18 protein-coding genes are annotated in these 11,500 nt (G+C 59.0%); 2 read left to right on the top strand and 16 right to left on the bottom strand.

Annotation, left to right across the window (positions count from 1 at the left end):
* The 6 genes from OQK_RS30535 to OQK_RS20335 all read right to left on the bottom strand — a co-directional run.
* Positions 1-231, bottom strand: a 231-nt coding sequence (locus tag OQK_RS30535) for a DnaT-like ssDNA-binding protein (protein ID WP_016774005.1), incomplete at its 3' end; no start/stop codon positions are given.
* An 8-nt stretch (positions 232-239) separates the two neighbouring features.
* Positions 240-1,352: a minor capsid protein gene (locus tag OQK_RS20355; protein WP_038861477.1), complete on the bottom strand. Its 1,113-nt coding sequence runs from the start codon at positions 1,350-1,352 to the stop codon at positions 240-242.
* Positions 1,270-2,730: a DUF4055 domain-containing protein gene (locus tag OQK_RS20350; protein WP_016774003.1), complete on the bottom strand. Its 1,461-nt coding sequence runs from the start codon at positions 2,728-2,730 to the stop codon at positions 1,270-1,272. The genes OQK_RS20355 and OQK_RS20350 overlap by 83 nt, the downstream gene beginning before the upstream one ends.
* The gene (locus tag OQK_RS20345) at positions 2,730-4,049 is read right to left on the bottom strand and encodes a phage terminase large subunit family protein (protein WP_038861476.1); all 1,320 of its coding nucleotides are present in this window, start codon (positions 4,047-4,049) and stop codon (positions 2,730-2,732) included. Before OQK_RS20345 ends, OQK_RS20350 begins: the two co-directional genes overlap by 1 nt.
* Positions 4,024-4,500: a DUF2280 domain-containing protein gene (locus tag OQK_RS20340; RefSeq protein ID WP_016774001.1), complete on the bottom strand. Its 477-nt coding sequence runs from the start codon at positions 4,498-4,500 to the stop codon at positions 4,024-4,026. Before OQK_RS20340 ends, OQK_RS20345 begins: the two co-directional genes overlap by 26 nt.
* A 32-nt stretch (positions 4,501-4,532) precedes the next feature.
* Positions 4,533-5,156, bottom strand: a complete 624-nt coding sequence (locus OQK_RS20335; RefSeq protein ID WP_038861475.1) for a putative metallopeptidase — start codon at positions 5,154-5,156, stop codon at positions 4,533-4,535.
* A 59-nt stretch (positions 5,157-5,215) separates the two neighbouring features.
* Here OQK_RS20335 and OQK_RS20330 point away from each other — a divergent pair, with 59 nt between their 5' ends.
* The gene (locus OQK_RS20330; protein ID WP_016773999.1) at positions 5,216-5,413 is read left to right on the top strand and encodes a hypothetical protein; all 198 of its coding nucleotides are present in this window, start codon (positions 5,216-5,218) and stop codon (positions 5,411-5,413) included.
* 45 nt (positions 5,414-5,458) lie between these two features.
* Here the strand turns inward: OQK_RS20330 and OQK_RS31515 are convergent, their stop codons facing one another.
* The 5 genes from OQK_RS31515 to OQK_RS20305 form a co-directional block, all read right to left on the bottom strand.
* On the bottom strand, positions 5,459-5,641 hold the full coding sequence (locus OQK_RS31515) for a hypothetical protein (protein WP_047297581.1): 183 nt from the start codon (positions 5,639-5,641) through the stop codon (positions 5,459-5,461).
* Positions 5,601-5,987 carry a hypothetical protein gene (locus OQK_RS20320; RefSeq protein ID WP_016773997.1) on the bottom strand — a complete coding sequence of 129 codons (387 nt, stop codon included), beginning with the start codon at positions 5,985-5,987 and terminating at the stop codon, positions 5,601-5,603. The genes OQK_RS31515 and OQK_RS20320 overlap by 41 nt, the downstream gene beginning before the upstream one ends.
* Positions 5,984-6,307: a phage holin, lambda family gene (locus OQK_RS20315; RefSeq protein ID WP_038861473.1), complete on the bottom strand. Its 324-nt coding sequence runs from the start codon at positions 6,305-6,307 to the stop codon at positions 5,984-5,986. Before OQK_RS20315 ends, OQK_RS20320 begins: the two co-directional genes overlap by 4 nt.
* A gap of 197 nt (positions 6,308-6,504) precedes the next feature.
* The gene (locus OQK_RS20310; protein WP_038861471.1) at positions 6,505-7,359 is read right to left on the bottom strand and encodes a putidacin L1 family lectin-like bacteriocin; all 855 of its coding nucleotides are present in this window, start codon (positions 7,357-7,359) and stop codon (positions 6,505-6,507) included.
* Positions 7,360-7,367: 8 nt separating this feature from the next.
* On the bottom strand, positions 7,368-7,553 hold the full coding sequence (locus OQK_RS20305; protein WP_038861995.1) for a Com family DNA-binding transcriptional regulator: 186 nt from the start codon (positions 7,551-7,553) through the stop codon (positions 7,368-7,370).
* A 524-nt stretch (positions 7,554-8,077) separates the two neighbouring features.
* On the opposite strand from OQK_RS20305, the gene OQK_RS20300 reads away from it, so the two are divergent.
* Entirely contained in the window at positions 8,078-8,305 is a 228-nt protein-coding gene (locus tag OQK_RS20300) for a hypothetical protein (RefSeq protein ID WP_016773993.1), read from the top strand.
* Positions 8,306-8,413: 108 nt separating this feature from the next.
* On the opposite strand, the gene OQK_RS20295 is transcribed toward OQK_RS20300, so the two are convergent.
* From OQK_RS20295 to OQK_RS20275, 5 genes are read right to left on the bottom strand one after another with little or no spacing between them, the layout of a single operon-like run.
* Positions 8,414-9,109 carry a hypothetical protein gene (locus OQK_RS20295; protein ID WP_016773992.1) on the bottom strand — a complete coding sequence of 232 codons (696 nt, stop codon included), beginning with the start codon at positions 9,107-9,109 and terminating at the stop codon, positions 8,414-8,416.
* Positions 9,106-9,708, bottom strand: coding sequence for a recombination protein NinG (locus tag OQK_RS20290; protein ID WP_038861469.1), 603 nt, complete (start codon positions 9,706-9,708; stop codon positions 9,106-9,108). The genes OQK_RS20295 and OQK_RS20290 overlap by 4 nt, the downstream gene beginning before the upstream one ends.
* Entirely contained in the window at positions 9,705-10,175 is a 471-nt protein-coding gene (locus tag OQK_RS20285; protein ID WP_016773990.1) for a hypothetical protein, read from the bottom strand. Before OQK_RS20285 ends, OQK_RS20290 begins: the two co-directional genes overlap by 4 nt.
* The gene (locus OQK_RS29720) at positions 10,168-10,626 is read right to left on the bottom strand and encodes a hypothetical protein (protein ID WP_016773989.1); all 459 of its coding nucleotides are present in this window, start codon (positions 10,624-10,626) and stop codon (positions 10,168-10,170) included. Before OQK_RS29720 ends, OQK_RS20285 begins: the two co-directional genes overlap by 8 nt.
* Positions 10,623-11,420, bottom strand: coding sequence for a hypothetical protein (locus OQK_RS20275; RefSeq protein ID WP_016773988.1), 798 nt, complete (start codon positions 11,418-11,420; stop codon positions 10,623-10,625). The genes OQK_RS29720 and OQK_RS20275 overlap by 4 nt, the downstream gene beginning before the upstream one ends.
* Between the last annotated feature and the right edge of the window lie 80 nt (positions 11,421-11,500).

Below are 11,500 nucleotides of genomic sequence, written 5' to 3'. Positions count from 1 at the left end.
AATCTTGCAGTCACGCCGGGGCCAAGCCATTGCCTGATCAGGATTGGCCTTTCGACCCTTCCACTGTCGACCGTTGATGTCGGCCGCGGCGCGCAGCAGCAGTTCGACCTGCTCGTCCTCTGCTTCAGGTATCCGGAACCCGTAGTAGTCGCGGTAGAAGGTCAGCTTCTCCAGCGGCACGAAGCTATTTGCGTCCGATCTGCCCTTTCCGTCTTCAACAATGATATGCATCGGCTTTCTCAACCCGGTGAGGCGCCGAGTGTAACGCCTGCACGGATGAACATGTCCGGCTCAGCTGCTTTCAGTTGTGCCAGTGTCAGCGGCTTGAACGACTTATCTAGCTGCAGCTTTGCAAACTTCTCCGGAGTCACGCCGCCATCGCGGAACAACCTGGCTCGCACAGGGCCCAACGCGTGATCTTGAAAGCTCGCCGGCTGAGTTGCCAGCCACTCGTAATAGTTCAGGCTCGCATCAACCTGCGCACCGCCATTGTCTCCCACCGAAGCGCGCGTGGCGTCCTTGGCGAACAGCTCCGAAAGCCTCGTTGTCGGCACGGTGGTTGACCGGCAGTTAATGTGCGCCGGCGGCAGCGGCCCTTTGCCCAGGTCGAAGCGCATGCCATCCAAGCCCTTGCACTGCTGCGAGGTCTTGCGGTCGAGCGTCGACACCCAGCGGTAGCCCAGAACCACGTCGCTGTTCGCCTTCAGCGTCTCCATTCGCGCCGTCGTGGCCACGTGCTGGATTGCCGTCTGAACCACAGAGGCGGCGTTGCGATTGCTCACCGCGAGGATGCCGTCCGTGAAGTTTTGCGCCGCGGTACCGCGAATCGCCTGAATGATCTGGGCGTTCGTCTGGCCTTGGCCGAAGCCGAGCCGGATGGTATTCGTGACGCGCATCGTCTCGGTCCGTGTCCAGCCGCTGACGAAACTCTTCAGCAGCTTGCCGCCGTCGATGCCTTTCACCTGCAGTGGATAGGAAAACACCGCCGCGCGGATCACGGTATTGCTCGGCACCACTGCATCGATGGACAGCGCATTGCTCAGGCTGTTGGCCTCAAAGGTCGACTCGTACAGCGCGATATCGACCAGATCGGCCTGCACCAGGTCGCCGTAGGCCTTGTAGATCTCCAGCAGCTTACCGTCCACACGAGCCAGGAACTGCTCAAGGCGGTCCCGGCTGTAGGTGGTCAGCTCCTTGCGGGTGAGCTGCACCCGCACGAGCGTGTCGATCTGGCGCAGGTACTTCTCGAACTTCTTGACCTCGCCGGCTTTAAGCCGCTCCAGCATTACCGAGTGGCGCGTCGTCTGCTCCAGCAGTTGGCTGTCTGCCTGCGCCAGGTTTGTCGTTGGCATCGTCATTGTCCAAGTTGATGCCGGCCGACTCGCGCTCATCGCTGATCAGGTCGGCTTCGTCTTCGTATGGGCGATCCGGCAGTTTGGCGGTGGTGAGGTACTGCCAGTATGTGTCGGCGCTGATCGTGCCAGCCATCACGCCCTTGAGCAGCTCAGCCAGCACCTGTGCATCGACCACAGGGGTCACAAACTCAGGGCTCACCTTGAACTTGACCTGCTTGGGGTCGTAGCCCTTCCACTCAGCGGCGTAGCGCAGCGCCTGCTCCACTGCCTCTGCCACCGTGACGACAATGCTGTGCAACGTGGCGTGCTGGTCGTTCTGACGTGTTTTGCGCGCCTCGCCCGACTCGGTACCGCCGACATCCATGACCTTGGCGCCGGCCTCAAGCGCGGCGTTCTTCTGGTCATCCATGGCCTTGCGGACCGCTTCAATGCCAGCACCTTGGAACTCTAGATAACCGCATTCGCCATTCGGGCCCAAATCCCATGCAGCAGATGGCCCGGTCACGCTCAGCTCCACAGAATCGTCGAGGCCAGACACCCATGGTTGCGGGTGACTGGTCTGGTGTAGCGCAGTGAAATAGTCAGCGCTCAACTGGTAGGACTTCAGCGCCGCACGCGCCATCGTGAGCAACGGCACCTCATCCACTTCCGGCGAGTTGTCGGTCGAGCCGCAGTAGATCACCGGCAGGTATGACAGGCCTTTGACCAGTCGGTTGTCGGTGCCAGTGGTGCCTAGGGGCTTCTCCTCCTCGACGATCTCGCCACCTTCGTTCCGCACAGCGGTGTAACAGGTCTCGCCTTGCATGAAGAACTCACGGAACACCGTGTCGCAGTCATGGCTGTAGCGGTCGCTGCCCTTCTTGCGGAACTCCCGGAAAACCGAAAGGACCAGGTCTTGGCGGCCGCCTTGATCAGCCGTGTCCCAGTTGATCGCGTTGCGCGTGGCGTACGTTGAGAAGTACGGCTCGCCGCGATCATCGATGTTTACCACCAGCGGAACACGACCATGGGAGATAGCCTGCCGCACCATGCGGAAAAACAGTTGCTTCAGGCCGAAGCCGTCAGAAGTGGCATTGTCCTCGATCCCCTTCAGGCCGGCGGGCAGCTCAATCTCCGGAATAAGCCGGGAAACCAGCCCCATCATCGATCGCAGCGAGTCGCGCACCCAATGCTCGTACTGAGCGCGGTTTGTGTAGTTCTCGTAGAGGTACTTGTTGCCCGCACTGTCGAGCTTCTCAGCTTCGACCATGCCACTCGGCTTGGGCAGGTTGCGCTCGTTACGCTTGACGGCGCACTCACCCTCGAGGGCATCGTCCATCATTTCCCACTCGGCGATGTGCGCGTCGTAGTCGGGGTTTGTCGATTGCACTGGCATCAGGCCAAGCCTCCAATTCGGCGTGTTCCGCCTGTGCGTGTTTTGATCGGGTACCGCTTGGCAATGAAGTAGCCAGGGGCATCCACCAGGTGGTCGTAGCCGGCCTTCTTATCGGGCTCGCCCTTGTCGGTGTAAATCTGGCGCTCCAGGCACTGCGTGTATTTCGGACACTGGTCGACGTTGACCAGATATCGATGCTCGCCGTAGGTATTGGCGAACATCGCGCACATGGCGTTGACCCGATCCTTCACAGCGGGGTTGGTCGAATCCACCACTACGGTAAATCCCGCTTTTTTGAGCAGTGACAGGTCAGATTCGCTCGCGCTCTTACTGCTGGTGTTCTGGCCGCTGGCGTCCGGGTAGATCGCAATGCTGTGGTCTGGAAAGCGGAGCTTGATCTTCTCGATCATCTCAGGCGTGTCCCGCACATCTGAAAACTCGCTGAGGGCCAGTGGCAGGTCATCGCGAATGACGTGCACGACTGCCGCCATCTTCATGACGTTGAAGTCCATGCCGATGTGCAAGGCCTCACCGCGCTTGATGGTTTCGCTGGTGCGGTTCGCCTCACGATTGAACGTGTAGTAGACAACACCTGCGTAATTCTCAAAGCTGGCCTCGTATTCCTGTCGGAAGGTGCGAGGATCCATCTTGCGACGGGCCGCATCCAGCTCTTCAGCCGGCACGTTGCCGCCATCGAGCGAGGTGTAAAGCCAGCTTTTGTGGTCAGGCTCATGCCCCGGCCGGCCATCCTGAAACGTGTCGTAGCAGTGATTGAACCCTTTGGGCGTCCCGATGCGTAACGCGTGACCACCTTTCCGCATGCCGATGCCAGGTATCGAGTATTGGCAGGTCGAAAGCATCGGGCGCAAAACCTCTTCCCATGCTTCCCATGGGCAGTCCGCCCATTCATCCACCAGGACGAAGAACAGACCGGAGCCGCGCAGATTGTCGTAGTTGTCGAGCCCTACCACGCGCATGACGTGGCCAGACTTGAGCGTGATCGAGCATTCTGTCTCATTCGGGCGATGTGCACGCCAGGCTTCAGGGATTGCCTGCTTCAGCCGACGCCAGAACACGCGCTTGGCCTGCTTGAACGTCGGCGCGCCGTACCAGATCTCGTCCTCGACGCTCACGCCCCACTCAGCAGCCAGGCGAGCAGCTCGTCGCATCTCAGCCTTACCCAAGAACGTCTTGCCGAACCGGCGACCACACACCGCATCGCGGAAGCGCGCCTGAGGCTGGAAGCCCCAGCAATAAATGTTCGCCTGTTTAGGCGTCAGCTTTACCGGTGGGTCATAGGTACGGGGTAGCGGGGACATTCTCATCAGGCTCCAGGGTGTACTCAGCAACCGCGTGCTGCTGGTCCGCTTGGGAGCCCAGAGGTTTTTCAGGTTCGAGGCGACGATTCACGTAAACGTCGCCCACTTCTTTGGCTGCCTGCTCCAGCAACTGGGCGGTCAGCGCCATGTTCTTCATGTTCTCGGCCTTCTCGGCCATGCGTCCCAGAGTGCGAAGTCGATACGCTCGGTTGGCGATCGGGATCTCTGCCGTCTCTTCGCGGAAACGCTTGCGAGTATCTTCGAACAGGGTGCGCCACTTGGCTGCCAGATTGGCGCCGGCGCGCTTTGTTGGATCGTGCTGCTCCACCTGCTGGCGGGTCACATCGATGTCGAATTCTTGCTTAACGTTTTGTGAGACGAGCGTGGGAGTGTCGAAACACGCCAAAGCCTGAACGATGAAGGCTTTCACATCGTTTTTCAGGGCTGCCATAGATTGGATTCCGTCTCATGCCTGTCTCACATTCAGGCCAGCTTAAGCAGACAGGTTCCGCAGGCCCTCGAAATGTTCAATTTCCCCACCTCGGCAGGATTGTTTGCAGCGTCCACCAGTTCTTGAACTTGAGGGCTTGCCCCATAGCGACGCACTACACCGACGAACTCTTCAACGTCGTGTCCGCGCATCTCAAGCTTGGGCAATCCTTCCTGGGTGAACTTGGGTGCGCCGTACTGATCGGTCGCTTGGGCGATGTGGTACAGCTCATGCTCGACCAGTGCGCAGAAGTCAGCGTCGGAACAGTCCGCGCAGTAGTCGGCGGCCAGGGTGATGATGTAAGCCGGCACGTCGCCGAACCAATCCAGCATCTGTTGTTCCATTCGGGCCTTCTGCCAGCCACCGGCGCGGAACGCTACCTGCTCGGCTTGACCGACTACCGTGCGCCCTTTCTTCGTGAAGGCGGCAGACGCCCACATCACTCGAATGTCCGCATCGATCAGATGTGCGTGGTCTTCGTTGTGGATGCTGCCGGTGTCAGCGAGGATCTCCCTTTGCAGCCACTCCCACACTTGGGGCGCAGGGATCAGGCGAATACCGAAGCTGGACAGCTCAGACAGGTTGAGTAGTGATTCAGGCGGCATTGGTCGATTCATTTCATCTCCATCCGCCCACTCAACTAAGATCAGTTGCACTCAACCAGGGAAATCCATAAGTGAGCCATCGCATTGATGAAACAGCTGTGTTGAAGGCCGCATCAGAATGGGCGGAGCGAACCGGGAGGAACACCGAGACGGTAAGCTCAACCGCTCAGGACGTCATGGTCAGGCTTAAGTCCAAGCTCACAGCTTCCGAATATCAGGGTGCGCTCAAGCAGCTTCATGGCCAATACAAGCGCGATAATGTCTCTTGAGCAGTGTCGCGACACAATTTGCACTCTCGCGAAACGTGTCGCGACCTACTTGCTCTGACTGCGCTTGATTTGCGCGTCTACCTGATCTGCGCAGGTGTCGAGCAGGTTGATGGCTTGGTTCTTCAGCTCCCACAGCTGGCCGTTGTCGGCGAGGTCTTCGTCAGCTACCCGCTCACAGGGCACCAGCTCAGGGGGCTCGACTCTTACTGCCGCTGTCTTTGTTACCAGTGGCGGCTTTCCCGCGCAGGCCGTCAGGCAGAGGCTGAGCAGCCCAATCACGAACAGGCTTGCTGTTGCGTTTGAGTTCTTCAAAGTTCTTCTCCGCCTTTCTGGCTTTGGCTTGGCTGGCCTGTAACCGCTTGCTCAGGTCTTTCTGGTAATCGGCATTGCGCTGGGCTTCGGCGCGCAGTGTGGTGATCGTGGCCTGGCTTTCGAGGTTGGCGTCGACCGCCTTCTTCTTCTCGCTGGCCTCGAATGCCACCTCCCCGCGAAGGGCGACGACGCGCGATTGCTGAATCCCAATGAGGAGCAGGCCGACCAGGGCGATGATGATTGCTGCAGCGAAGGTCTTCATGCGGCATCCGCCTTGCGACCGAGGAATCGGGTCACCAGTTCGCGGATGGCGGTCACGCCGAGGAACCCAATAGTCCCTCCGGCGGCGATCGATAGGCTTGAAGGCCAGGCCATCCACTCGATAACGCTGGACGCGACCAGACTCAGCGATCCGCAAATGAGCGCCTCGAAAATGATCCGGCGTACGCTGGTTTCTTTTCCGTCGTAGATGACGCGAAGCAAGCAAACGGTGATGGCCATGATGACGCCCGCCATTAGCGGATTGCTCAACGCCAGCCAGAGCTTGGCCCATGTGTCTGGCTTGTCAGGCATGTTTGGCATCCGGGTTGCCTCCCCCTTGGGGAGATTGATAAATCCGGCGTCCGCTGCACTCCCAGCTCGGGGCTATGGGTGTGGGGAGCCGAAAATGAAAAAGCTCCCGCGATTGCAGAAGCCTCGAATAGATGCGCGGGCGAACCCGCGCGGTTTAGCAAATGAAGGATCTCTCGACGCCCTTTAGTTCCGGCGTCGTGCCAACATCAGAACGTCCAGATGAAATCCTTGAAGGTCGGCAGTGGCCCAGTCGTGTGATCTGGGTAGAACACATTTTTCGGTACCAGCGTAGGGGTGTAGCCGAAGCGTGCCCAGACCGGCTTTTCTTGCACGATGGACAAGTTACCATTCGCTTGAACGCGCAGAATTGCCCCTGGATTACCGCCAGTACCACTGTGCCAAAGCACTGAGTAATTTGCTCCGTAAATAACCAGGTTGCCATCGGTTTGCATAACCGCCCTTTCGGCACCCTTGTTCTGAGTCCAACTGGCCCACAACACACCCAGCGGACCATTAGAGATCACTAGATTCCCATCGGTTTGGAAGATGAAAGTCGTGCCACCGGACACATACTTTTTGTCGCGCTCCAGAGTAGTGCCAGGAGCAATGATGATCGAGTCTTCGGCGCCAGGTGACTGAGGAATCGCCGGATTACTGCTCCAGATCGAGATGGAGTCTGTAATGACGATATTGCCGTCATTTTGCACGCGCAGATAAGTGCGCTCGGAAGCAGCAGTTTCATCGCGATTCGGCGGAGTACTATTGAAGGTCGACCAAGTGCGAACGTGCTCGCGATCTTTCAAGATTGCGTAGTACAGAATATAGAAGGAGGTCGGGGTATTTTCGTAGACCTTGTTACCGTACGTGATGTAGGGCTGTCCGTCTTGCGCAGACCAAACTGCAGTCTGACCATCGTAGAGGACCAGGTTCGAGTCAGCCTGGAGAATCAATCGGAAGCGCTTGTTGGGCGAATCCAAATACTGATTCCAAGTCATCTCATGTTTCGGCAGCAAAGTAGAGGTACCGTTCTGTGCGAACGGAATGCGTGCTGGAATAGCCATATGAGTACCTATTGAGTCGAATGAATGTTCGCGGAGGATTCCGCTTTCATGTCGCTCAAAGGCGATCGCTCGAGGCTCGTGGCCTTCTCGTGATTCAACGTCCCGCATCGAGAACATTTGATCTGGAGCTCGGTAAACTCACCCACGCGGGCGAGAAGTCTGTTGCACTTTCCACATCTGCAATCTTTAAGCATCTGCAAAGCCTTGTCGTTTTCTGCTAGGCTCCGCCCCGCTCGCGCGAGCAGTGAGGGCCTTGGCTGGCTTGCAGGCTGGTTCTGCGATCTGGCGTCTCCCTTGGGTGTTACCGCACCCTCTGGGGTCGCCCTCTCTTTTTCCCGCGCTAGAACGAAAAGCCCCGAATCTGTCGGGGCTTTTTTGTTTCTGTCGGGTATAAAAAAGCCCCTGCGAATGCAGAGGCCCTGAATAGGTGCGCTCGTCTTTCCGAGCTGTCGGCCTAAGACTCTCCCAGCGTCGACGCCCCTTTGCATCGATCTCGCTGTTCCTGTCTCGCGCCACCCTGAAAGCATTGTGAGGTCAGCGTGCGCGGGCTGCCGGCGTTGGTCCGTGCGTCGCACTATCCGGCTATCGACGTCCAGGCCTTCCCGAGGGCTGTCCTGGCTACAGGTAAATTGGGGCAAAAAAAAAGCCCGCCTTGAGGCGAGCTCTTGTACTAGATTTGGATTTCAGCCATTCAAATGGCAACACCAGCGAGGGAAGAATGCCGAAGTTACGAACCTTTGAAATCAGCTACACCAAGAACGGCGAGAGAAACACGTTCAGCGTACAAACTGAGAATTTTTACGATTACGAAGAGTGGCGTCTCGTGGCTTCACGCTTCTACCTCTCTCATTCAAATGATCAGGCGGAGGATGAAACACCGCAGACGTGGAAGTCTCTTTGCCAAGATGCCGGGTATACCGACGTCACGTTTGTTGAGATTCCATAAAAAAACCCGGCGCGCGATGGCCGGGTTTCGTTTGTCACTCCTCGATACACGCAGGAATGACAGGATGGGATTAATTTCGCTCATTCGCTCACTGATGTCAACAGGCAATCACGCAGCTTGTTCAATCAGCAAACCTTCGCCTCCGAGAATGTCGGCGGCGTGTGCCAGCGCCTCGTTTACCAGGTCATCAGCAGCCTTGCCGATATCCTGACGCCACCGGCGGCGTGTTGACTCCGGCGTGCCGTCGTTGTCCCAAGTGTTCATGTCGTAAAAGCTGTCCTTGAGCACGATCATGTCGGCGGATCGGGAGCTGTCACGCTTCACCTTCGCCTGACCGGCAGCCAGCGCAGCCTTCACCACTGCCTCGCGACGCCACTCTGGCGCATCGATTGGGATCTCGACTGACACGGACGTCGCCACCTTCGGCCGCGCGCCCTTCAGCTGCGGGATAGCCCATGCGGTGCTCGCCTTGAACAGGAACAGCTTCGGCGCCGGCGTGTTGATCTGGGTTTGCAGTGCAGCAATGGCTTGCACCTTGCGGCCCTTGTGGGTGCTGTACTTCGCCACCAGCGCATCCCAGTGCTTTTGCTCAAGCGCGCTGTGGAGGCGGGCAGACACCCAGCAATCCACTTGGGTGCGGTCGATAGTGTCAGCACCGCGAGAGCGAACCAGTGTCGCCAGATCGCCGCCCTCCTCCTCATCGGCAGAGTTGTACAGCTTCTGCCACGCCTGCTTGCTGGTGTTGTCGATCGCCTCAGCCGCGAGGGCCGAGACAACTGCGTTCAGAACACTTGGATAGATCATGCTGCAGCCCTCTTCAGTTCGCGGGTCTTTGCCCGGTATTCGGTTTTGATGGTTTTGATTTCTTCGACGGTGTACTTGCGGGGCTCATGAGGCCCTTCAAGCCATGCCACGGTTTCGGCGCCGATGCGCTGCACCAACCGGATGCGGTACTCGACAGCGTTGCCGGACAGGTTGCGGTTGCACTTCACGCACTGGCGGTGAATGTTCAGCGGCTCGAAGCGAAGCTCGGGACACGCACCGACAGATCGGTAGTGGCCGGCGTCCCAGCGGCTGCCGGTCATGAGGTCGTTGTCGTTCGGCATCGAGTCGCAGCTGATGCAAGGCAGGTGCGCGTCACGCAGGCGGACGTATTCGTTCACGGCGGCCTGTGCTTCTCGCAGGTGTTCCGCCCTGCTCTTCAGCTTCTCCTTGCGCACCTGGATCTCGCGGCGGTCGCGCTGAGCGATGGCCTTGCGGGCTTTCTCCATGTGGCGCGGTGCATCAATCGCCGCGCAGGCCGGACTGCAAACCGCCTGCCCCATCCGCGACGGGACGAATGAGGCCCTGCAAGTAGCGACTCGGCATTTCTTCGGTTTGGGCTGCTTCCGCTCAATCATCATGCGGCCTCCTGGCTCAGCAGATCATCGAAGTAAACGCCCTGCGGTGCGAAGCGCGCGACAATGCGATCGGTGTACGCCACGCCCTGTGCGCGGTTGAACAGGCTGGTCACCGGGAAGCCGTCCGGGCCGAAGAGTTTGCAGCCGCCCATCATGGCCAGCTTCGTCTCGTACGGGAGGTGACGCATGACGCGGTACCACTCCGCCTGAAACCCGGCATCCTCGTTCAGCAGGATCTGCACGCCGACGTGCAACTTGCAGTACCGGCGGGCGTCGGCCTCGTCGCCGATCTGGGTCATCTCTGCGATGCGTTTGTACATCGCGAACCACAGCCGGTTTTGGTCGAGCGTGCGGTCCTTACCCGGGCGCAGCGATACGACGACGAACTTCTTGTCGCGGTACATGGTGCTTAGCTTGGTGATGGCTTCGGAGAGCTTGGCCTGGCAGTTGACGCTGATTCGGTCAGTCATCGCGAGACTCCTTCAGGGAGCTGGCCAGCGCATCGGCGGCGCATTCACAGGCGCCAAGATCGCTTGATTGATCACGGATGATGGAGAGCGCTTTGCGCAGAGCCTCGATCTCTGATTTGAGCTTTCCGGTATTCATTTCTTGACGGCGTATGTGCCCTGCGGCTGCCAGCAGCACAGTTACGAATTGGTTCTCTCCCTCTTCGCCGGAGTTTTCCTGAAAAGACTGTGCGTTATCGACCAGCTCCTTGATCAGATCTTGTGCCAGCCAGTCATGAGGCCCGATCAGCGCCACGTTCTCGCCCAGCAGCTCCAGCGCCACCTCCTCTACGGTCTTCTCCCCGAGGAATTCCTGCAGCGCCTCGGTGTTGCGCTTCCAGTCTGCACAGTCGGCACGGTACGACGCGGCTTCTGCCCACAGCAGCTTCTGGAGTTTTTGTTTATCGATACTCATTGAGCCGCACTCCTTGCTTCCAATTGTTCGGCCTGCTGAATGAGCAGCGCCCGGCGATCCGCCAGCTCATTGGCTGCCTGAATTCGCATTTCTGTTTTTTCCTCGGCTGATGCTTGGCGCATGGCGAGCATCGAATCCTTCACCGCGGCGAGCCTCTCGCGCAGCTTTGGTGAAGGCCGTGCAACCTCACCGGTGAGCAGCGCAACGACGGCCCGACCGTCTTCAGTGACCGGCACGACACTCAAGTCGGACAAGTACTGCTGAGCGCGCTCCTGAGGGATTCGCTGCATCTGCAAGGCTTTGGTGATCGCCTGTGTGCGGCGGTTGGCGTCGAATCCGACCGACACATGCCAGTTCACTTCCTTGCTGTCCTCCCGCGCCTGCCCCACCAGCCGCTCGTAAGCACTGTTGAACGCCATGCGCGCGCCGACCTTGTCGCCGGCGTCGAGGACAGGTTTCGCCGCTGCGAGTGCGAGCTGGATCTCGTCGGTCAGCACCACGGTTTCGAATTCATCGTTGGTGGTCATCGCGATCGCCCAGGCCTCGTCCTTGCCCGGGCGGCCGTCGGCGATCTGCACGCGCTGAAGAATGTCAGCCATTGCCAACTTGCCCTTCACTTCAAAGCGGCAGGCCTTCAGCGCGGCTTTCACGACCGGTACCGGGTAAGCACAAAGGTCTTCGGCCATGATCGCCGCAGTGCCTGGGTTCATTTCCTGACCCATGGCCTCGGCGGTGGCGCAGATCGCAGCAGCGAGCCCGGCAACCTGCTGGTCGTTCATTTCAAAGGTATTCATTGCGCTCTCCTGCTTGGCGCTTTGCCAAGACCATTTGCGCGGCCTGTTCGGCGGCGGAGACGTTCGCCTCGGTACGCTCC

The sequence above is a fragment of the Pseudomonas sp. R62 genome (assembly GCF_000257605.1).
Classification (GTDB): Bacteria; Pseudomonadota; Gammaproteobacteria; order Pseudomonadales; family Pseudomonadaceae; genus Aquipseudomonas; species Aquipseudomonas atacamensis.
This window is presented reverse-complemented; position numbering and strand designations above follow the sequence as displayed.